The organism is Streptomyces sp. NPDC058697, assembly GCF_042715345.1.
GTDB classification, from domain to species: domain Bacteria; phylum Actinomycetota; class Actinomycetes; order Streptomycetales; family Streptomycetaceae; genus Streptomyces; species Streptomyces liliifuscus.
The window spans coordinates 188,399-209,453 of sequence record NZ_JBHXSU010000009.1 but is presented as its reverse complement, the minus strand read 5'-3'; the positions used below and the strand labels follow the sequence as shown (position 1 = coordinate 209,453).

Below are 21,055 nucleotides of genomic sequence, written 5' to 3'. Positions count from 1 at the left end.
TGAAACACCGTGCCGGGCTGGAGCGCAGAGTACGTCTGCCGGCGGGAGTAACCCCACGTACTAGCCTCGGCGTACATGGCGAGACTTCATCTCTTCGATCTGGACGGAACCTTGCTGCACGGCACCTCGGCGCCCGTGGAGATCTCCCGGCAGCTGGGCCTGGAAGCCGAGGCCGTGGCGCTCGACGAGGCGATCGGAGCGGGGCTCATAGGCTCACCGGAGTACGCGACGCAGGTACACGCCCTCTGGAGAGATCTCACAGAGGCGCATGTGGCGACCGCTTTCGCGAGTGCGCCGTGGCTGGAGGGCATCCAGGACGTCTGGGCGGAGATCAGGGGGAGCGGCGACTACTGCGCCGTTGTCTCGCTCTCACCCTCGTTCTTCGTCGAGCGGCTGGCGGGCTGGGGCGCGCACGCGGCGTACGGATCACGCTTCCCCGCGGTGCCGTTCACCGAGCCGGTGGATCCTGTCGGGATCCTGAGCGCGGCGGCCAAAGTACGGATCGCGGACCGGCTCTGCGCGGAGTTCGGGGTGGCGAGGGCCGACTGTGTCGCGTACGGCGACTCGATGTCGGACAGGGACCTGTTCGGGGTGGTTCCGGTATCCGTCGCCGTCAATGCGGATCTGCATCTGGAAGGTCTCGCCACCCACTCCTACGTGGGGCGGGATCTGCGGGATGCCTATGAATTGGTGCGCCCTGCCCGGTAATTGAAGGAATCGTCGGTCCGGTCCCCCTTCAATTCCCCACGTGGGGAAGAGGGGACTTGTGTGCCGGACAGCGGCCGGTATGGTCGACTCCGGTTCGTGTCCGGTGTGATGTCCGCACATCCCGCCGGGGCGAACAAAGGGCAATGCAGCCTAACGGGACAGAGAGATCGAAGACCGCATTTCCGGTTACACGGCCGGGGTGTTGGCGCACGGTGAGATGCTGCGATGGCGGTAGTGCGGCCAATGTCACACTCTCGGCTTACTTGTCCGTAGGGTGCGGGATTCCGAGTTGAATGTGGCCGCCATGGGGCGACGGGGCGGAACGGGGAAAGCAAGCAGTCTGCGGGGGAAAAGCAGGCATCTTCCGATCGAGGAAGTGCGCAGACCGACCGAAAGATGTTCGAGGCGAGGCACAACATGGACGCTCCGACCACCACGTCGGCCGACAACGGCACTTCAGGGGGTAGTGGCGGGGGCGGCTGGTTCACGCCGCACAAGCCGCCGGAGCCGCCCGCGAGCGGCGAGCAGGAGGCGCCCGAGGGCCACCGCCTGGCCGCGTTGCGCCCCGTCGGCAGGTCCGCGACGGGCACCGACTCCACGGCGCGGCAACGAATACCCGCGACCGACGCGACCGTCTCCGACACCGAACGGGCCGACAGCGGAGCCACGGACAGGCTCGGGCGCCACGCGGGCTCCCCTGACAGCGGCCACGCCTACGGCGACCCCACCGGCACCAGGTCCGTGCCTGCCGACGCTGCCCACGCCGGCGCTCCCTATGCCAGTGCCCCCCATGCTTCCGGCCCCCATGTCGGGGCCCCTCATGCCGGACCTGCTCCCGTCGGGCCGACCGCGACGCCGACCATGACGTACGAGGCGACACCCGCCCCCCAGGCCCACACCGGCGCCCCCGCCCCAACCGGACCCGACCACGCGCCCCGCCTTCCCGACCAGCGCTCCGCGCCTGCCCCTGCCTCCGCCGCCATAGCCGTTCCTGCCCCAGCACAGGCCGCCTCCCCCGACGCCGTCCTCATCCGCCGGACCATGGCCGAGGTGGGACCCGTCGCCGACAAGGTCACCTCGTACTTCTACGCGCTGCTTTTCGTGCGGCACCCGGAGCTGCGTCAGCTCTTCCCCGCCGCGATGGACACTCAGCGGGACCGGCTCCTGCGGGCACTGCTGACTGCGGCCGAGCACATCGACAACACCGAGGTCCTGGTCGCGTATCTCAAGAACCTCGGTCGTGGTCACCGCAAGTACGGCACCCGCCCCGAGCACTACCCGGCCGTCGGCGAGTGCCTGATCGGCTCGCTCAGCCGGTTCGCCACGGTCTGGGACGAGGAGACCGAGGCTGCCTGGGTCCGGGCGTACACGACGATCTCGCAGGTCATGATCGACGCCGCGGCCGCGGACGAGCTGCGGGCCCCGGCCTGGTGGCACGGCGAGGTGATCTCGCACGACCTCAGGACCCCGGACGTCGCCGTCATCACGGTCCGCCCCGATCAGCCGTACCCGTTCCTCGCAGGGCAGTACGCGAGCCTGGAGACGCCTTGGTGGCCGCGGATCTGGCGGCACTACTCGTTCGCCTCGGCGCCCCGCTCCGACGGACTGCTGTCGTTCCATGTGAAGGCGATCCCGGCGGGCTGGGTCTCCAACGCGCTGGTGCACCGCGCTCGCCCGGGCGACGTCGTCCGGCTCGGCCCCCCGGCCGGCTCGATGACGGTCGACCACACCACCGACAGCGGACTGCTCTGCCTGGGCGGTGGTACCGGCATAGCGCCGATAAAGGCCCTGGTCGAGGATGTTGCCGAGCACGGCGAGCGGCGCCCCGTCGAGGTCTTCTACGGAGCACGCACCGATCACGACCTGTACGACATCGACACGATGCTCCGGCTCCAGCAGAGCCACCCCTGGCTCGCGGTGCGCCCGATAGTCGACCAGCACGGGCATCTGCATCTCCCCGACGCAGTGCGCGAGTACGGGCCGTGGGACGAGTACGACGCGTACCTGTCGGGTCCGCCCGGCATGATCCGCAGCGGCGTCGACGCGCTCAGGGACATCGGCATCCCGTCGGAACGGATCCGCCACGACGCGGTGGAAGAACTCGTCGTGACCGGAGACTGACTCCGAGTCGGCCGTCAGCCCAGATCGGGTGCGTGCATCGCCAGTACGCCCTCGATGTTCCCGTCGAGATAGTGCCGCAACGACAGCGGCACGAGATGGACGGAGGCGATGCCCACGCGGGTGAAAGGGATCCGCACGATCTCGTACTCCCCGCAGGGCTCCTCGATCTCGGGGCCATGGCGCAGGGACGGGTCCATGGATTCCAGGCGGCAGACGAAGAAGTGCTGGACCTTCACGCCGGTCGTGCTGGCGGTGTCGCCGATGTGCTCGACGGTGTCGACGAAGCAGGGCACCACATCGGTGATCTTGGCGCCGAGTTCCTCGTGCACCTCACGATGGAGTGCGTCGACGACGGTCGTGTCCTCCGGCTCGACCCCGCCGCCGGGCGTCAGCCAGTAGGGATCGACGCCGGGCTTGGTCCGCTTGATGAGGACCAGGTCGTTGCCGTCCAGTAGGACGGCCCTGGCGGTGCGCTTGACCACGGGTCGGACGGTCATGGGAGAAATGTGGCCCAGTTGGTTCCACGTGAAACATCGCCCTCTTGACGAGGTGATGCATCTTGGTCATGACCAGTCCATGGCGGCGTGCATGAGCCACTCGTGCGCCCGCGCGATATGGGGCATGGCCAGAGTGCCGGTACGCACGACCAGGAAGTACGTACGAAGCGGAGGCACCGCGGGTTCGGTCAGCGCGACCACGTCCCCCCGCTCCAGAGCCGGTGCGCACAGATAGCGCGGCAACACCGCGAGCCCGGCACCGGTGGTCGCACAGGCGAGGACGGCGCGCAGGTCGGGGACGATGACGGTTCCCGAGGCGGCCGGGCGGGAGTCGAAGACGGAAGCCCAGTAGCGGGCGACGAACGGCAGTGACTCGTGCACCTCCACCACGGGGAAGTTCTCCAGCGAGGGCTCGCCCCGGTGACGCAACGAGCCGGAGCCGAGGCGGTCGGCCCAGCGCGGGGCGGCGACCAGGACGTGCTCCTCGTCGCAGAGCGGAGTCGCGGTGAGCAGAGCGCCGCGTGGGCGGGCCGTACTGATGGCCAGATCGTGATGCCCGGCGGCAAGCCCTTCCAGCGTCTCTTCCGCGTTTCCGAAGGAGGCACGCAGCGCGAAGCCCTGGCCGTCGTCCCCGGTCAACTCGGTGAGCGCGGGCAGGGCGCGTTCGGCGGTGAACTCCGGCGGGCCCGCGAGATGGAGCGTGCGTACGGAGGAGTCCTCGTCGAGGCCGGTCTCGGCGATCTCCACCAGGGCGTCGAGATGGGGCGCCGCCTTGTGGGCGAGTTCGTCGCCCATGGTCGTAGGGGTCACTCCACGGGCCTGACGCAGGAAGAGAGGGCGCCCCAGCTGTCGTTCGAGGGTCCGGATCTGCGAGGTGACGGCAGGCTGCGAGAGGCCCAGCAGAGCGGCCGCGCGGGTGAAGGAGCCGGCCCGGTGCACGGTCACGAAGGTCCGCAGCAAGGCCAGATCCATGGCGTCCCTTCTCTCTCCAGCTCCCCGGAAGCCCCCAACTATAAATATGTCGATAGGTCTCTGTCGCTACTGTGATTGGACACTGACACAGAGTCAACTAGCCTTGTTCGCGCGGTTCTTCGCGCGCAGAACCGGGACGGTCCGAGCCACGAGGGGGGAGGCTCGGACCGTCCGTCCTACGTACCCGCTACTGGGCCGATGACTCAGAAGGCGTTCAGCGCGAGGACTCGTCGAGCGCGCGCAGCACATCGGCCACGAGGTCCTGAGGATCCTCGGCACCGGCCGAGAAACGGATGAAGCCCTCCGGCACCGCGTCACCGCCCCAGCGGCCGCGCCGCTCGGCAGTCGACCGCACACCACCGAAGCTGGTCGCGTCGTCCACCAGCCGCAGCGCGTCGAGAAAACGGTCGGCACGCGCACGCGTGGGCAGCGTGAACGACACCACGCACCCGAAGCGCCGCATCTGCTGCGAGGCGATCTTGTGGGACGGGTCGCCGGGCAGCCCCGGATAACGGACCCCGAGCTCCTCGTGCCGGTCGCGCAGTGCCTCGGCGATCACCAGCGCATTGGCGTTCTGCCGGTCCACACGCAGTTGGAGCGTCGCGAGGGAGCGGTGCGCGAGCCACGCCTCCATGGGCCCGGGAATCGCCCCGACGATCTTGCGCCAGCGCCGTACCGGGGCCATCGCCGCGGCGTCGCCACCGGTGACGTACCCCAGGAGGATGTCGCCGTGCCCGGTGAGCTGCTTGGTGCCGCTGGCCACCGAGAAGTCGGCGCCCAGTTCCAGCGGGCGCTGACCGAGCGGGGTCGCCAGGGTGTTGTCGACGGCGACCAGACAGCCGCGCGCGTGCGCCGCCTCGACGAGCCGCCGTACGTCGCACACGTCGAGCCCCGGGTTCGACGGGGTCTCGATCCACAGCAGCTTCGCGCCGTCGAGGACGTCGAGCTGGGCGTCGCCGCCGGTCGGGGCGGTGCGCACCTCGATGCCGTACGTCTCCAGCTGCGCGCGCACGAGCGGCAGCACCTGGTAGCCGTCGTCGGGCAGCACGACCGTGTCGCCGGCGCTCAGCTGGGAGAAGAGGACGGACGAGATGGCGGCCATGCCGGAGGCGAAAACGAGCGTTTCGACGTCATCCCGCCCCGGCGCCTCCAGCTCGCCGATGGCGCGCTCCAGGTGGGTCCAGGTCGGGTTCTCGTCGCGGCCGTAGGTGTACGGGCCCGTGGGGTCGCCCGGGAGATGGAAGTGGGCGGCGAAGACCGGCCCCGGGAGGGTCGGCTCGTGCTTGACGGGCTCGGGCAGCCCCGCCCGCACCGCGCGGGTGCCGTCACCCGCTCCCGTAACGGAATCTGTCATGCCGCCTGTCCCTCCACTTGCTCCCGTACCGCGGCGAGCAGGCCGGGGCTCGCCGCCTCCACCATCTCAAGACACTCCTCGAAGCCGTCCAGGCCCCCGTAGTAGGGGTCCGGTACGTCGAGGTCGGCTCCCGAGGCCGACGCGACGGCAGGGTCGTACGAGCGCAGCAGCCGCACCTTCTCCGCGTCCGTCTCGGTGGGGGCGAGGCGGCGCAGGGCCCGCAGGTGGCCGGCGTCGAGGGCTATGACCAGGTCGAGCCGGGCGAACCAGTCGGCGTGGAACTGGCGGGCCGCATGGCCGCCTTCGTAACCGCCTGCTTCCAGGACGGAGACGGTGCGCGGGTCGGCGCCGTCGCCCTCGTGCCAGCCGCCGGTGCCGGCGCTGTCCACCTCGACCAGGCCGTCGAGCCCGGCCTCCGCCACCCGCGCGCGGAATACGGATTCGGCCATCGGGGAGCGGCAGATGTTGCCGGTGCAGACGAAACACACGCGATAGGACATCAGGTCGCTCAGTCCTTGTCGGGGAGGACGACGTTCAGCGCCCAGGAGACGATGGAGATGATCAGGCCGCCCAGGACGGCGGTCCAGAAGCCCTCGACGTGGAAGCTCAGGTCGAGCTTGTCCGCCAGCCACGAGGTGAGCAGCAGCATCAGGGCGTTGATCACCAGCGTGATCAGGCCGAGCGTGAGTATGAACAGCGGGAACGTCAGCACCTGCACGATCGGCTTGACCAGGACGTTGACCAGGCCGAAAACCAGTGCGACGAGCAGCAGCGTGCCGATCTCCTTGCCCGTGCTGTCACCGGACAGGGTGATCTTGTCGAGCAGCCACACGGCGACGGCCAGGGCGCCGGCGTTGGCGATCGTCTTGACTACGAAATTCTTCATGTGTCTGATCGTGACAGACGTGATCGACCACGAGCAGCGGGGCAAGGGCGGACAAGAACGATGAAGGCATTCCGGCTGGACGAACTGGAGGCGGAGCGCGCCGCCAACGACGGCGCGTACCTCCAGTTCCTGCGCGAGAAGAACATGTCGGTCGGCCTGTACGCGCTGGACGCGGGCACCCAGGACCCTCAGCAGCCCCACCGCCAGGACGAGGTGTACTTCGTCGTCAGCGGCCGCGCGGCGATCACCGTCGGCATGGAGACGACCCAGGTGGCACGCGGCAGCGTCGTCTACGTGCCCGCGGGGGTGGCCCACAAGTTCCACCACATCAGCGAGGATCTGCGGGTTGTGGTGGTCTTCTCTCCGCCCGAGAGCTGACCTCCGCCTCAGGGTTCCCTAGGGGAACGTTCAGGGGAGGACAAGGGGTGCGAGGCCACCGTCGGCACCCCTGCCGCGCCTAGCATCGAGGGCAGGACATTCAAGACCCGTCATCCTTCGGGAGCGGGCTCGGACAGCACTCGGAAACGGGCAGAGAGACAAGGAACAAGGGCGATGCGAGAGATCTTCGCGGGTATGCCGTGGTGGATTAAGTGGGTCGCGGTGCCGGTCATCGCCCTGGTCGTGTTCGGCGGCGTGATAGCGAGCGTCGTCGGGTTCGTGATCGGCCTGCTCTTCAAGCTGCTGGTCTTCGTGGCGTTGGTCGGCGGACTGATCTACGTCGTACGGAAGTTCATGTCGAGCTCCTCGTCGAGGAGCGACTGGTAGGCAAGGGGATACCCGCCGGTCGGCAACCGGCCGGCGGTAACAGGAACAGGCAGTTCCCTCGGGTGGGGGAAGTTTCGGCACAGGCCGTCTGCGAGCGGTGGCAGACGGTTAAAGTCCGGAATTCGACGCGGGGTTGATTCCCGCGAGCGGCGCTCCGATCCCTCCCGTGTTACCCCCGCACGGGCGGCCCCCCTCGCGCTTCGGGAGTAACCCTTGGCCACGGTTGACACCGCATCCGCGGGACCACACGTCCCTTCCTCCGAGCCGCATCCCACGACCCTCATCGGATCCGTGCAGCGTGCGATGCGCCTCCTGGAGTCCGTCGCCCGCCATGAACACGGGGCGCCCGCAAAGCAGCTCGCCCGTGAGGCCGGGCTCGCCCTGCCCACGGCGTACCACCTGTTGCGCACGCTGGCCCACGAGGGCTATCTGCGCCGGGAGAAGGGCCTGTTCTTCCTCGGCGAGGCGGTCGAGCGGCTGAGTAACAGCGGGGCCCAGCAGAAACGTCGCAGCATGGTCGCCGACGCACTCGCGCAGTGTCGTGACTCGATCGGCGCGCCCGTGTACTACGCGCTCTACCGCGACGGTGAGATCGAGGTCCAGTGCGTCGCCGACACCCCGGCCAATCCCGCCGTCGAGGAGTGGGCCGACTTCCGCGAGACGGGGCACGCGCACGCGATCGGCCAGTGTCTGCTGTCCCAGCTCGACGAGGAGGCCCGTCGGGACCACCTGGACCGCTACCCCGTCCGGTCCATCACGCCATATACGGTGCGTGACGATCGAACTCTGTTGCGACGCCTCGAATCCGCGCGACGAATGCAGCCCGTGATCGAGCGTCAGGCGTACGCGCTGGGCACGGTCTGCGCAGCGATTCCGATCACCGTGGGCAGTACTGCGGCCACGATCGCCATTTCTCTGCCGGCCCACCAGGCCGACCGACTGCTGCCGGCGGCACGCCGATTGCAGAGCGAGCTCGGCAGGCTGCTGGGGTCACTCTCGCTCTCTATCAGCATCTGAAAACTCACTCCTTGTGATCTGGTGTGTACGTTCAGCAAGATGCCAGCAGTGTCAGGTGGATGATTCCCGGCCAGTCGAAGGCGAACGACGGGGTAGGCGATGCGCGAGTCGGTAGTACAGGCAGAGGTCATGATGAGCTTCGTCGTCTCGGAGGAGCTCTCCTTTCGCATCCCGGTGGAGCTGCGCTACGAGACCTGTGATCCCTATGCCGTGCGGCTGACCTTCCACCTGCCCGGTGACGCGCCGGTGACCTGGGCCTTCGGCCGGGAACTGCTGATCGACGGGGTGGGCCGGGCGTGCGGGGACGGTGATGTGCACATCGCTCCCGCCGACACCGAGGGGTTCGGCGACGTGCTGATCCGGCTTCAGGTGGGCTGCGACCACGCGTTGTTCCGCTGCGGTACGGCGCCGCTGCTGGCGTTCCTCGACCGTACGGACAGGCTGGTGCCGCTGGGCCAGGAGCGTTCCCTCGCGGACTTCGACACGCACCTCGACGAGGCGCTCAACCGCATCCTGGCGGAGGAGCAGAGCGCCGGCTGAAGAGAGACGGGGCCGGGGCAGGACGGACGCTGCCTGGCCGTACGTCGTCCCGTACAGGTGTGACGCGTGCTCATCCCAACCGGCGCCGGCCGTACGTCATACCGCTTGTGGCTTCGCGGCTGCGCGGGCTGCTGTAACGCTTCTTCTCAGCTCTCAGCTCTCAGCTTCCAGTTCTCGGCGCTCAACTCTCGGCAACCGGGGCCGGGTCCGGCAGGGGCCGGCACGGGCCCGCTTCAGTGCTTGCGGCGGCGGCCACTCCCGCCACGCAGAGGCGCCCTGGCGCCTGACTGGGGCTGCGGCTGCGGCTGTGGCTGTTCCTGCTGTGCCGGGGCGGCGGGGCCCGGGCGGTCGGCCGAGACCACCAAGGCGGCGAGAACCGTCGTCACCGGCACGGAGGCGACCAGTCCGATCGAGCCGACGAGCGTGCGCACGATCTCCTCGGCGACCAACTCGCTGTTGGCCACCGTCCCCACACTGCTCTGCGCGATGGAGAAGAGCAGCAGCAGCGGCAGCGCGGCGCCCGCGTAGGCGAGGACGAGCGTGTTGACGACCGACGCGATGTGATCGCGTCCGATGCGGATGCCGGCGCGGTACAGCCCGCGCCAGCCCATCGTCGGATTGGCCTCGTGCAGCTCCCAGACCGCCGACGTCTGCGTCACCGTCACGTCGTCGAGCACACCCAGCGAGCCGATGATGATGCCCGCGAGCAGCAGGCCGCTCATGTCGATGGACGGGTACAGCCCGTGGATCAGACCGGTGTTGTCGTCCGTGTTGCCGGTCAGCGCTGCCCAGTCGATGAACAGCGAGCCGAGCAGCCCGATCAGCAACAGGGAGAGCAGGGTGCCGAGCACCGCCACGGACGTACGGGCGGACAGTCCATGGCACAGATAGAGCGCGATCAGCATGATGGCGCTCGCCCCGACCACCGCCACGACCAGGGGGTTCGAGCCCTGCAGGATCGCGGGAAGGATGAAGAACGTCAGGATGAGGAAGCTGGCGGCCAGCGCGACCAGTGCCATGACGCCGCGCATCCGGCCCACCACGACCACGGCGACGGCGAAGATCCCGGCGAGCAGCGTCATCGGGAGCTTGCGGTTCACGTCGGTGACCGAGTACTGGAGCTCCTTGGGGGCGTCCGGCGCATACGCGACGATCACCTCCTGGCCCTCCTCCAGCTGCCGCGAGGAGTCCGGCTGGACGATCTCCGTGAACGTACGGCCCTTGTCCTTTCCGGTGTCGACCCGGACCGTCGCCTTCTTGCAGCTGCCGGTCGCCTGCTGCTGCGCCGACGAGCCCTCGGCGGTCGAGGTGTCGCCGGTCGGCGTCTCCCCCGAGGCGTTCACCGACTTGCAGTCGACCTTGTCGACCTTGGTCACCGTGGCCTGCTGGGTCTGCCGGTCGAAGCCCACACCGGTGCGCTCGTGCCCCGGGGCGCCGCCGGGCCAGAGCACCACGAGGCCGACGACGACCGCCGCCGCGAAGGGGATCAGCACGGCCGCGATGACCTTGCGCAGATGCATCGAGACAGGCGCTGCGGGTCCATGACTGTGCGAGTGTCCGTGCCCGCCGCCACCCGGTCCACCGCCGTCACCACCACCGGGCCGGTCTCCGCCGCCGCCCCCTCCGGGGCCGTGGGGTCCGTTCCCAGGTCCGCCGCCGTGCCCATGGCCGTCATGGCCGTGTCCGTGGGGCGGTTCGGACGGCGGAAGTGGGGGCTGCTGCGTCGTGGTCACCGACCGATCATCGCAAGAACAGCCCGGGCCCACTGTTCACCGCGCCACATCTGACGCTAGCGTGGAGGCACCTTTGCACACGCGGGAGCTCGGAGCACCGGGCTGAGAGGGCGCTGACCTCCGTAGACGCGATGTTTCACGTGGAACATCGCCGGACGGAAATCGCTGCGTCGACCGCCGAACCTGTTACCGGGTAATGCCGGCGTAGGGAGTAGGTCTCATGACCAACAAGGACGTACGCACGCCTGCCTCCAGCCTGACGGACGGGGCGTTCGCCTCGGCCGAGAGTGGCGGAGTGACTGCTTCGCCCGAGAACGGCGAGGCCGGGAAGTCCATCGGCTGGCACAAGGCGTATGTCGAGGGTTCGCGCCCCGACCTGCGGGTGCCGGTCCGTCAGGTGCACCTCACCAACGGGGAGTCGGTCACTCTGTACGACACCTCCGGCCCGTACACCGATCCGAGCGTCGACACCGACGTACGCAGGGGCCTCGGGGCCCTCCGGGCCAACTGGATCATCGCCCGCGGAGACACCGAGGAGTACGCGGGCCGCCCCGTCCGACCCGAGGACGACGGGATCAAGCACACCTCACCGCGCGGCGGACTGCGCAACCTCGACGCGGTCTTCCCGGGGCGCCCGCGCCAGCCCCGGCGCAGCCGTGACGGACAGGCGGTGACGCAACTCGCTTACGCCAGGCGGGGTGAGGTCACACCGGAGATGGAGTACGTGGCCATCCGGGAGAACGTTTCTCCCGAGGTCGTCCGCGAGGAGATCGCGGCGGGCCGGGCCGTACTGCCGGCCAACGTCAACCACCCGGAGATCGAGCCGATGATCATCGGCAAGCGGTTCCTGGTGAAGGTCAACGCCAACATCGGCAACTCCGCGGTCACCTCATCCATCGAGGAGGAGGTCGAGAAGATGACCTGGGCGACCCGTTGGGGCGCCGACACGGTCATGGACCTGTCCACCGGCCGCAACATCCACACCACGCGGGAGTGGGTGCTGCGGAACTCCCCCGTCCCCATCGGCACGGTCCCGCTCTACCAGGCGCTGGAGAAGGTCGACGGGCGGGCCGAGGAGCTGACCTGGGAGATCTACAAGGACACGGTCGTCGAGCAGGCCGAGCAGGGCGTGGACTACATGACCGTCCACGCGGGTGTGCGGCTGCCGTTCGTCCCGCTGACCGCGAACCGCAAGACCGGGATCGTCTCGCGCGGCGGCTCGATCATGGCGGCCTGGTGCCTGGCGCACCACAAGGAGTCGTTCCTGTACGAGAACTTCGAGGAACTCTGCGAGATCCTCGCGGCGTACGACGTCACGTACTCGCTCGGCGACGGGCTCCGGCCCGGTTCGATCGCGGACGCCAACGACCCTGCCCAGTTCGCGGAGTTGAGGACGCTCGGGGAACTCAACAGGGTCGCGAAGCGTTTCAACGTACAGACCATGATCGAGGGCCCGGGGCATGTCCCGATGCACAAGATCAAGGAGAACATCGACCTTCAGCAGGAGATCTGTGATGAAGCTCCGTTCTATACGCTCGGCCCGCTGACGACGGACGTCGCCCCTGCGTACGACCACATCACCTCCGGCATCGGTGCCGCGATGATCGCCTGGTGGGGCACGGCCATGCTCTGCTACGTCACGCCCAAGGAGCACTTGGGCCTGCCCAACCGTGACGACGTCAAGACGGGCGTCATCACCTACAAGATCGCGGCCCATGCGGCGGACCTCGCCAAGGGGCACCCGGGCGCACAGGAGTGGGACGACGCGTTGTCGGACGCCCGCTTCGAGTTCCGCTGGGAGGACCAGTTCAACCTGGCCCTCGACCCCGACACGGCCCGGGAGTTCCACGACGAGACCCTCCCGGCCGAGCCCGCCAAGACAGCGCACTTCTGCTCCATGTGCGGGCCGAAGTTCTGCTCGATGAAGATCAGCCACAGCATCACCGAGCAGTTCGGTGGCACGGCGGCCGCGGGCGCTACGGCCGAGGAGGTCGCCGAGGGGATGCTCCAGAAGTCGAAGGAGTTCGCGGCCAGCGGAAACAGGGTGTACCTGCCCATGGCCGACTGACTCCGGCGCGCCGTCCGACCCGACCTCTTCTCCGAGGTCCCGGCCATCCCGGCCGAGACCTCACGGAGGATGGCGACGCCTTGCCCCGGGCCGTACCGGTAGAGACAAGATCGAGCCCGGTGTGATCAACTTCCGGCTGCGGACCTGCTCGACTCGTGCCGTACGCAGCCTGAGGCAGCGGGAGGAGTCCAGTCCGGCGTGGAGAAGCTTCGCCCTGGTGCATGTAGAAACGGAATGAAGGCGCGCGATGAGGGCGCGGCGCGATGGCCGTGCCTGCCGGGACGCGGCCGTCGCGGGCCCAGTGCCCGCGACGCTGCGGCCGGTCGGTCCCTGCTCCCGCCTGGCCGCGCCCGGTTGCCGGCCCCGCTCAGGGCCGGGCCCGGGCGAGGGCGGGGCTACTCCGGCTGGTGCTCCGGCCCCCCGAAGTCGGGGCTGCTGAAGTCCGGGCTGGAGAAGCTGGGGCGGGGTCCCGCTGTCGGGCCGCCGTCCGGGCTGCTGAAACCTGGCCGGTTGTAGCCGAGTTGGGGCATCCGGCTGATCGGCGCCGACGGCTTCGTACGGCCGAGGGCGGCCGTGCCCGGGTCGGCGAGGGCCTCCCTGAGGAACGGCATGATGCCGCGCTCCAGAAGGGCGTCGTGCCAGGCTTCCCTGGCGCGGTTCACCTCTTCGCTGCGTTCGCCGTGCGCGTCGGCCTGAAGTGAACTGGCGCCGTTGCGCAGGGCGGCGAGCAGGAGACCGACCGCGGCCACCAGGATCGTGACGGCCGTGATGGCTCCGAAGACCCACCCGGTGGTGAGGAGGGTCTGGGCGATGCCCGGCTGGGGGTCGAGCATCTTCAGTATGTAGCCGACGAGCAGGAAGATCGCCGCGGCGGTGCCGGCGAGGACGGGGGCGAGCACGGCGACGACCGCCGCGGCACCCGCCCCGGCGGTCTCGGCGACCTCTCCCATGGTGGTGGCGAGCCCGACCGCGCCCGTGGCCGGATCCGTGGTGCTGCTGCTGGATCCTTCGCGGACGGGAGGGGTGGACGGCGCCGGCTGGCGCAGTTCCTCGCGGACCTTCACATAGTGCTGGTACTCGGTCGCCGCGGCTGCCGTGATGAGAGCGGTGGCGTTGAGCGCCATCGTGCGCAGTTGTTCGGGGTTGAGCCGCTGACCGACAGCGGCGAGTTCCGGACGGTGTGGTGCGGAGCGCAGCGCCTCATCGAGGATCCGCTCGTACTCTTGGCGGTCCTCGCTCAGCAGGTGCTGCGGAACGCTGTTCATGTGCATCCCCCGATGCTCCGTAGGGCTTGGGGCTCGGCATGCTGACGAGCCGTCGGGCAGAAACGGAGGGGAGCCTGCTACGGATAAGCCGATGGTAGAGCGGTGACGGCACACGGTGACAGGGGGTTTCCAGAATTTGCCCCTGTGTTGTGCTTGTCCTCCGTCGGGGGACGCCTGCCCGATGAACGCTCAGCCATCCAGAGGAAGTTGCTGGACCAGTAGCTTTCCGGCCATGGTCACGCCGCCGTCCATCGCGATGGCGAGCCCGTCGGCGTACACATGCGGTTTCTCGACGACGGGGTTCGGGGAATCCTCCCCTTCCTCCGAGCCGACCTCTCCCAGGAGATAGGGAATGGGGCTGTGACCATGGACGATGCGTGAACCGCCGTACATGTCCAGCAAGGAGCGCACCGCCTGGGCACCGCCGTCGTCGCGGAACGCGAAGCGCTTGGTGAACTTGCGGAAGACGTCCCAGCACTCGTCCGCGTCATTGCGGGTGAGCGTTTCGCGGACGGTGTCGTTGACCGCTTCGATGGAGTCGCCGTAGTCGAGATAGGCGGTGGTGTCGGAGTGCACCAGAAGGTGCCCGTCGGCCATCTCCATGGCGTCGAGGCGGGCCATCCACTGGAGATGGTGGTCCTGGAGGCGCTCCATGTCGGTCTTCTGGCCGCCGTTCAGCAGCCAGGCGGCCTGGAAGGTGGCCGTTCCCGCCCCGGAGTTGACGGGGGTGTCACCGAACCGCTTGGCGCCGAGCAGCAGCAGCTCGTGGTTGCCCATCAGCGCCTTGCAGTAGCCCCCGGCGGCGGCGGCCTCCGCGGACAGCCGCATCACGAGGTCGATGACGCCGATGCCGTCGGGCCCGCGGTCGGTGAAGTCACCGAGGAACCACAGCCGCGAGGTGCCCGCCGCCCAGCTGCCGTCGATATCGATGAGGCCCTTCTCGCGCAGCGCGGCGACGAGCTCGTCGAGATAGCCGTGGACGTCACCGACGACATAGAGCGGTCCCGGGCCTTCGGCGGGCTGGACGACCGGCCCGGCCTCGGGTTCTACCGGTACCTGAAGGGTGTCACCGCGGTTGATGACGGGCAGATCGCGCTGCGTCGGTGTGTAGCCCGCCGACTCGCCGGCCGGTCCCGCGCCCTCGCCGGGAGGCGTCTGCTGCGCGTAGGGGCCGGGTCGGCCGTACTGCCGCGAGCCCTCGGCGTAGGGACCGGCGGACTGGTCCCGGGCCTGGTCGTACGGCTCGGCGGCCTGGTCGTACACCTCGCCGGACTGCGGGTACGGGCCGGGGGACTGCGTGTACGGACCGGCCTCGTGGACGTACGCCGGCACGCGGAAGTCGCGCACCGTCGGCGTACGCATCTCGGGTCCCTGACCGGCCCCCTGAGTCATCGACCCCTCCACCACCATCGCGCCGCATCTGCACCGCGTCGGACTGCCTGGTCGCAGCGGCCCGCGGTGTCGTCCGCCCATCATAGGAATGCGGATCGCGCCATGTGATGACCCAGGGGTGGTGAATCGGAGCAGAACCCCAGTTCACCGTGGTTTTCTCCCGAATTGGGAGGGGCTTTCCGCGCCGGATTTACCCGTAGGTCATCCGGAGGTCATTCCTCCTCCGGTGATCGGGGCGGGCTGACGGTCGTCCGGGGCGGCCGTCGCTGCGAGGACGTCCGCACGATCAGCTCGGTCGGTATCACCTGCTCGACCGGTTGGTCCGATTCGACCCCCTCGATCGCGTCGATGAGGAGCTGGACCACGGCCGTGCCGATGCGGCGCGGTTTGAGCGAGAGTGTCGTGACGGGCGGCTCGGTGTTGGCGTACACGGTGGACTCGCTGCAGCACACGAGCAGCAGGTCCTCCGGCACGCGCAGTCCGTAGCGGCGGGCCGCCGCGAGGAGGTCGGTGCCGTTCGGGTCGAACAGCCCGTAGACGGCGTCCGGCCGGTCGGGCCGGGCGAGGAGCCGGTCGGCGGCGACGGCCCCAGCGCACGGATCGTGCGCGGGATAGGCCTCGTAGACCGGATCCTGGCCCACGCGCTCGCACCAACGCAGGTACGCGGTCGTGGACAGATGTGTGTACGTGTCCGTGGTCGTCCCCGTGAGGAGGCCGATCCGGCGGGCGCCGGCGTCGGCCAGGTGGTCGAGGATGCCCAGGACCGCGGCCTCGTGGTCGTTGTCCACCCAGGCGGTCACCGGCAGCGAGCCGGCCGGGCGGCCGTCGGAGACGACCGGTAAGCCCTGGCGGACGAGTTCGCTGACGACCGGGTCCTGGTCGGAGGGGTCGATGACGACCGTCCCGTCCAGGGCCACGTTCGACCACACGTCGTGGCGCGAGGTCGCGGGGAGGATGACCAGGGCGTAGCCCCGGGCGAGCGCGGCCGAGGTGGCGGCTCTGGCCATCTCCGCGAAGTACGCGAACTCCGTGAAGGTGAAAGGTTCATCCCCGTAGGTCGTCACAGTCAGGCCGATGAGGCCGGACTTTCCGGTACGGAGCGTTCGGGCCGCGGCGGAGGGGCGATAGCCCAGCCGGTCGGCGACCTCGCGGACATGGCGTCGGGTGGCGTCCGGGAGCCGCCCCTTGCCGTTGAGCGCGTCGGACACGGTCGTGATGGACACTCCCGCGGCCGCGGCCACGTCTCTGATGCCCGCCCGGCCCGGCCGGCTTCCTCGGCGGGAGGTATCCGACCGGCTCACCTGGTGCTTCCCTGCTGCTGTCATGGCGAGCCGATAGTAGGGCTCATGAGGTGGGGTAGTGCGGACGCATATGCACGCGTTGACAGGCACGTTTCTGCATGGTCATCAGCAGGCAAGTCCCTTGGAAGAGAAGGGAGTTGACCGTTTCAATGACAGGACGTCACTTGTCGGCGCGCATGGGCCTGCCAAATGGGCCATGTTTCGAAGAGGTCTCAACTCACCTTCACGAGGGATGCGCGCCACGGCGCGAGCCACCGGCGCGTGCTCCGGTGGGCGGCGCGCCCCCTCTTTCGTACGCCTTCGGGCGGTGATGCCCGGGAGTGTGTACGCGGTGGCCGGGCGCCGTCGATGCGGTGGGCCCCGGGCCATTCGCAGCGGAGCCGAATCCTCTTAAGGTGAGGAGTATTGGTAGCCGGTGGTGGTCATGAGCCGGAGACGGTCACGAGGAGGAGTGCGGTGAGCGAGACGAGCCCGAAGCTGCGTGCCGAGCTGGAGGGTATCCCCACCTACAAGCCGGGGAAGCCCGCCGCGGCCGCGGACGGTCCGGTGGCGTACAAGCTGTCCTCCAACGAGAACCCCTACCCGCCGCTGCCGGGCGTGATGGAGAGCGTGGTCTCGGCGGCCGGCGCCTTCAATCGTTACCCGGACATGGCGTGCACGGGGCTGATGAACGAGCTGGCGGACCGCTTCGGCGTGCCGCTCACGCATCTGGCCACCGGCACCGGTTCGGTCGGAGTCGCCCAGCAGCTGCTGCAGGCGACGTCGGGGCCGGGCGACGAGGTGATCTACGCCTGGCGGTCCTTCGAGGCGTACCCGATCATCACCCAGATCAGCGGGGCCACATCGGTGAAGGTGCCGCTGACGCCGGGAGACGTGCACGACCTCGACGCGATGGCGGACGCGATCACCGAGCGGACGCGGCTGATTTTCGTCTGCAACCCCAACAACCCCACGGGCACGGTGGTGCGCCGGGCCGAGCTGGAACGGTTCCTCGACCGGGTGCCGAGCGATGTCCTCGTGGTCCTCGACGAGGCGTACCGGGAGTTCATCCGCGATTCCGAGGTGCCGGACGGCGTCGAGCTCTACCGCGAGCGGCCGAACGTGTGCGTGCTGCGGACGTTCTCCAAGGCGTACGGGCTGGCCGGGCTGCGGGTCGGATTCGCGATCGCCCATGAGCCGGTGGCGGCGGCACTGCGCAAGACGGCCGTGCCCTTCGGCGTGAGCCAGCTCGCGCAGGACGCGGCGGTCGCCTCGCTGCGGGCCGAGGACGAACTGCTCGGCCGGGTGGGTTCGCTGGTGTCCGAGCGCGCCCGGGTGGTCGAGACGCTGCGCGGGCAGGGCTGGACGGTGCCGGAGACCCAGGCGAACTTCGTGTGGCTGCGGCTCGGTGAGCGCACGCTCGACTTCGCCTCCGCCTGCGAGCAGGCCGGGGTCGTCGTGCGGCCGTTCGCCGGCGAAGGGGTCCGGGTCACGGTGGGCGAGACCGAGGCGAACGACATCTTCCTCAAGACGACCGAGTCGTTCCGCAAGGAGCTCTAGACGGTTGGCGGGGTGCCGGAGTTGGTGCTGGTGCCGGTCGGTGGGTGTGTGCCGGCCGGCGGTGGAGTCTGTCCGCCGTGCCGGTCCTGCCGGGCCGAAGGCCGGTGTGACCGATCCGGCACCCCCCTCGTGTCAACCCTCGAACTGCCATGCGTCATAATTGCTTGTGAATGTGAACGCGTTCACAAGCGTGTCCCAGTTGATCCCGTGATGTCTGCGACAAACGGGACAAACTGACGCCGATATCTCGGCGATGTAAGGAGATGACGACGTGGAATTGGCTTTGGCGCCGGAGACGCTGGCGCGATGGCAGTTCGGCATCACCACCGTCTACCACTTCCTCTTCGTCCCGCTCACGATCTCGCTTGCCGCGCTCACCGCCGGCCTGCAGACCGCCTGGGTGCGGACCGAGAACGAGAAGTACCTCAAGGCCACCAAGTTCTGGGGCAAGCTCTTCCTGATCAACATCGCGATGGGCGTCGTCACGGGCATCGTGCAGGAGTTCCAGTTCGGCATGAACTGGTCCGACTACTCGCGCTTCGTCGGTGACGTCTTCGGCGCGCCCCTCGCCTTCGAGGCACTGATCGCCTTCTTCTTCGAGTCCACCTTCATCGGCCTGTGGATCTTCGGCTGGGACAAGCTGCCCAAGAAGATCCACCTCGCCTGCATCTGGATGGTCTCGATCGGCACGATCCTGTCGGCGTACTTCATCCTCGCGGCCAACTCGTGGATGCAGCACCCCGTCGGCTACCGGATCAACGAGCAGAAGGGCCGTGCCGAACTCACCGACTTCTGGCTGGTCCTGACCCAGAACACCGCGCTCGCGCAGGCCTTCCACACCCTCTCCGCTGCCTTCCTCACGGGTGGCGCCTTCATGGTCGGCATCGCCGCCTTCCACCTGGTCCGCAAGAGGCACATCCCCGTGATGAAGACCTCGCTGCGGCTCGGCCTGGTCACTGTCGTCGCCGGCGGCATGCTCACCGCGCTCAGCGGTGACACGCTCGGCAAGATCATGTACGAGCAGCAGCCGATGAAGATGGCCGCGGCCGAGGCGCTGTGGGACGGCGAGGCCCCCGCTCCCTTCTCCATTTTCGCCTACGGGGACGTCGACGCCGGCCACAACAAGGTCGCCATAGAGATCCCGGGACTGCTGTCCTTCCTGGCCAAGGACGACTTCACCTCGTACGTCCCCGGTATCAATGACGTCAACAAGTCCGAGCAGGAGCGGTTCGGGCCCGGCGACTACCGGCCCAACATCCCCGTCGCCTACTGGGGATTCCGCTGGATGATCGGCTTCGGCATGACGTCCTTCGCCATCGGTCTGGCCGGACTCTGGCTGACCAGGAAGAAGTTCATGCTGGGGCGGCATCTGCGGGTAGGCGACGACGAAGTGCCGCACGTGGTGCTCTTCAAGAACAAGGCCCTCGGCCCGACGCTCACCAAGTGGTACTGGCGCATCGCGATCCTGACCCTGGGATTCCCGCTGATCGCCAACTCATGGGGCTGGATCTTCACCGAGATGGGCCGTCAGCCGTGGGTCGTCTACGGCGTGCTCCAGACCCGCGACGCGGTCTCCCCCGGCGTCTCGCAGGGCGAAATTCTCACTTCGATGATCGTCTTCACCACGCTCTACGCGATCCTCGCCGTCATCGAGGTCAAGCTGCTCGTGAAGTACGTCAAGGCCGGTCCGCCCGAGCTCACGGAGGCCGACCTCAATCCGCCCACGAAGATCGGCGGCGACCCCAAGGACGCCGACAAGCCGATGGCCTTCTCGTACTAGGCCCAGGGAGCTGCTGAGTCATGGAACTTCACGACGTCTGGTTCGTCCTCATCGCCGTCCTGTGGACCGGCTACTTCTTCCTGGAGGGCTTCGACTTCGGGATCGGCGTCCTCACCAAGCTGCTCGCCCGGAACCGGACCGAGAAGCGGGTGCTGATCAACACCATCGGGCCGGTCTGGGACGGTAACGAGGTGTGGCTGCTCTCGGCGGGCGGCGCGACCTTCGCCGCCTTCCCCGAGTGGTACGCCACGCTCTTCTCCGGCTTCTACCTGCCGCTGCTGCTCATCCTGGTCTGCCTGATCGTGCGCGGTGTCGCCTTCGAGTACCGCGCGAAGCGGCCCGAGGAGCACTGGCAGCGCAACTGGGAGAACGCGATCTTCTGGACCTCGCTGATCCCGGCATTCCTGTGGGGAGTGGCCTTCGGCAACATCGTCCGGGGCGTGAAGATCGACCGGGACTTCGAGTACGTGGGCAACCTCTGGGACCTGCTCAACCCGTACGCCATCCTGGGCGGCCTGGTGACGCTGACGCTGTTCACCTTCCACGGGACGGTGTTTGCGGCACTCAAGACCCTGGGCGACATCCGAGAGCGGGCCAGGAAGCTGGCGCTCCGGCTCGGTCTGCTGACGGCTGTGCTCGCGCTGGCCTTCCTGCTCTGGACCCAGGCGGACAACGGCGACGGCAAGAGCCTGGTCGCGCTGGTCGTGGCCGTCGTCGCCCTGGTCGCGGCGATCGGGGCGAACCAGATGGGGCGTGAGGGCTGGGCGTTCGCGCTGTCGGGCCTCACTATCGTCGCCGCCGTCGCGATGCTCTTCCTGTCGCTCTTCCCGAACGTCATGCCGTCCTCGCTCAATGACGAGTGGAGCCTGACGGTCACCAACGCCTCGTCGAGCCCGTACACGCTGAAGATCATGACCTGGTGTGCGGTCATCGCGACGCCGGTGGTGATGCTCTACCAGGGCTGGACGTACTGGGTGTTCCGCAAGCGGATCGGTACGCAGCACATCGCCGAGGCCGCGCACTAGCACCGATGAATCCATGGTCCTGTTTCACGTGAAACAGGACCAATGAGAAGAGGGTGTGTTTCACGTGAAACACACCTGTTTAACCCAAGGGT

General features: G+C 68.5%; 19 protein-coding genes and 1 riboswitch. Of the genes, 10 read left to right on the top strand and 9 right to left on the bottom strand.

All coding sequences use genetic code 11. The features are described from left to right. Positions 1-75 precede the first annotated feature (75 nt). Positions 76-708 (top strand): HAD family hydrolase, encoded by a 633-nt coding sequence (locus ACFWXQ_RS23000; RefSeq protein ID WP_383936060.1) that lies wholly within the window; start codon positions 76-78, stop codon positions 706-708. Positions 709-1,125: 417 nt separating this feature from the next. Next, on the top strand, positions 1,126-2,829 hold the full coding sequence (locus tag ACFWXQ_RS22995; RefSeq protein ID WP_383936058.1) for a globin domain-containing protein: 1,704 nt from the start codon (positions 1,126-1,128) through the stop codon (positions 2,827-2,829). Positions 2,830-2,843: 14 nt separating this feature from the next. Here the strand turns inward: ACFWXQ_RS22995 and ACFWXQ_RS22990 are convergent, their stop codons facing one another. The 5 genes from ACFWXQ_RS22990 to ACFWXQ_RS22970 all read right to left on the bottom strand — a co-directional run bounded on the left by ACFWXQ_RS22990 (position 2,844) and on the right by ACFWXQ_RS22970 (position 6,538). After that, a complete protein-coding gene (locus ACFWXQ_RS22990; protein WP_383936056.1) occupies positions 2,844-3,326 on the bottom strand; it encodes an NUDIX domain-containing protein in 483 nt (160 codons plus the stop codon). Positions 3,327-3,392: 66 nt separating this feature from the next. Beyond that, complete coding sequence (locus ACFWXQ_RS22985; RefSeq protein ID WP_383936054.1) at positions 3,393-4,298, bottom strand: LysR family transcriptional regulator; 906 nt, start codon at positions 4,296-4,298, stop codon at positions 3,393-3,395. A gap of 214 nt (positions 4,299-4,512) precedes the next feature. Next, positions 4,513-5,652, bottom strand: a complete 1,140-nt coding sequence (locus tag ACFWXQ_RS22980) for a cystathionine gamma-lyase (protein ID WP_383936052.1) — start codon at positions 5,650-5,652, stop codon at positions 4,513-4,515. Continuing rightward, positions 5,649-6,152, bottom strand: a complete 504-nt coding sequence (locus tag ACFWXQ_RS22975) for a low molecular weight protein-tyrosine-phosphatase (RefSeq protein WP_383936050.1) — start codon at positions 6,150-6,152, stop codon at positions 5,649-5,651. The genes ACFWXQ_RS22980 and ACFWXQ_RS22975 overlap by 4 nt, the downstream gene beginning before the upstream one ends. A gap of 8 nt (positions 6,153-6,160) precedes the next feature. Then, positions 6,161-6,538 carry a phage holin family protein gene (locus tag ACFWXQ_RS22970; RefSeq protein ID WP_383936049.1) on the bottom strand — a complete coding sequence of 126 codons (378 nt, stop codon included), beginning with the start codon at positions 6,536-6,538 and terminating at the stop codon, positions 6,161-6,163. A 60-nt stretch (positions 6,539-6,598) separates the two neighbouring features. On the opposite strand from ACFWXQ_RS22970, the gene ACFWXQ_RS22965 reads away from it, so the two are divergent. The 4 genes from ACFWXQ_RS22965 (at position 6,599) to ACFWXQ_RS22950 (ending at position 8,860) form a co-directional block, all read left to right on the top strand. After that, the gene (locus tag ACFWXQ_RS22965) at positions 6,599-6,916 is read left to right on the top strand and encodes a cupin domain-containing protein (protein ID WP_055610299.1); all 318 of its coding nucleotides are present in this window, start codon (positions 6,599-6,601) and stop codon (positions 6,914-6,916) included. Positions 6,917-7,090: 174 nt separating this feature from the next. Continuing rightward, positions 7,091-7,303, top strand: coding sequence for a DUF5326 family protein (locus ACFWXQ_RS22960; RefSeq protein WP_383936047.1), 213 nt, complete (start codon positions 7,091-7,093; stop codon positions 7,301-7,303). 291 nt (positions 7,304-7,594) lie between these two features. Beyond that, positions 7,595-8,320, top strand: a complete 726-nt coding sequence (locus ACFWXQ_RS22955) for an IclR family transcriptional regulator (RefSeq protein WP_383936045.1) — start codon at positions 7,595-7,597, stop codon at positions 8,318-8,320. 99 nt (positions 8,321-8,419) lie between these two features. Then, positions 8,420-8,860 carry an SsgA family sporulation/cell division regulator gene (locus ACFWXQ_RS22950; RefSeq protein ID WP_359715395.1) on the top strand — a complete coding sequence of 147 codons (441 nt, stop codon included), beginning with the start codon at positions 8,420-8,422 and terminating at the stop codon, positions 8,858-8,860. Positions 8,861-9,093: 233 nt separating this feature from the next. Here ACFWXQ_RS22950 and ACFWXQ_RS22945 read toward each other — a convergent pair whose 3' ends face one another. Continuing rightward, positions 9,094-10,593 (bottom strand): YibE/F family protein, encoded by a 1,500-nt coding sequence (locus ACFWXQ_RS22945; protein ID WP_383936042.1) that lies wholly within the window; start codon positions 10,591-10,593, stop codon positions 9,094-9,096. Between the two features lie 71 nt (positions 10,594-10,664). Beyond that, positions 10,665-10,821: riboswitch (TPP riboswitch) on the top strand. On the opposite strand from ACFWXQ_RS22945, the gene thiC reads away from it, so the two are divergent. Beyond that, complete coding sequence (thiC, locus tag ACFWXQ_RS22940) at positions 10,814-12,661, top strand: phosphomethylpyrimidine synthase ThiC (protein ID WP_383936040.1); 1,848 nt, start codon at positions 10,814-10,816, stop codon at positions 12,659-12,661. It overlaps the preceding riboswitch by 8 nt. A gap of 395 nt (positions 12,662-13,056) precedes the next feature. Here thiC and ACFWXQ_RS22935 read toward each other — a convergent pair whose 3' ends face one another. The 3 genes from ACFWXQ_RS22935 to ACFWXQ_RS22925 all read right to left on the bottom strand — a co-directional run bounded on the left by ACFWXQ_RS22935 (position 13,057) and on the right by ACFWXQ_RS22925 (position 16,643). Beyond that, positions 13,057-13,932 (bottom strand): hypothetical protein, encoded by an 876-nt coding sequence (locus ACFWXQ_RS22935; protein WP_383936038.1) that lies wholly within the window; start codon positions 13,930-13,932, stop codon positions 13,057-13,059. Positions 13,933-14,115: 183 nt separating this feature from the next. Then, a complete protein-coding gene (locus ACFWXQ_RS22930) occupies positions 14,116-15,333 on the bottom strand; it encodes a metallophosphoesterase (protein ID WP_383936109.1) in 1,218 nt (405 codons plus the stop codon). 197 nt (positions 15,334-15,530) lie between these two features. Beyond that, a complete protein-coding gene (locus tag ACFWXQ_RS22925; RefSeq protein WP_143643351.1) occupies positions 15,531-16,643 on the bottom strand; it encodes a LacI family DNA-binding transcriptional regulator in 1,113 nt (370 codons plus the stop codon). A 432-nt stretch (positions 16,644-17,075) separates the two neighbouring features. On the opposite strand from ACFWXQ_RS22925, the gene hisC reads away from it, so the two are divergent. The 3 genes from hisC (at position 17,076) to cydB (ending at position 20,963) form a co-directional block, all read left to right on the top strand. Continuing rightward, a complete protein-coding gene (gene hisC / locus ACFWXQ_RS22920) occupies positions 17,076-18,158 on the top strand; it encodes a histidinol-phosphate transaminase (RefSeq protein ID WP_383936036.1) in 1,083 nt (360 codons plus the stop codon). 271 nt (positions 18,159-18,429) lie between these two features. Beyond that, positions 18,430-19,938 (top strand): cytochrome ubiquinol oxidase subunit I, encoded by a 1,509-nt coding sequence (locus tag ACFWXQ_RS22915; protein WP_383936034.1) that lies wholly within the window; start codon positions 18,430-18,432, stop codon positions 19,936-19,938. Between the two features lie 20 nt (positions 19,939-19,958). After that, positions 19,959-20,963 (top strand): cytochrome d ubiquinol oxidase subunit II, encoded by a 1,005-nt coding sequence (gene cydB / locus ACFWXQ_RS22910; RefSeq protein ID WP_383936032.1) that lies wholly within the window; start codon positions 19,959-19,961, stop codon positions 20,961-20,963. Positions 20,964-21,055: the final 92 nt, after the last annotated feature.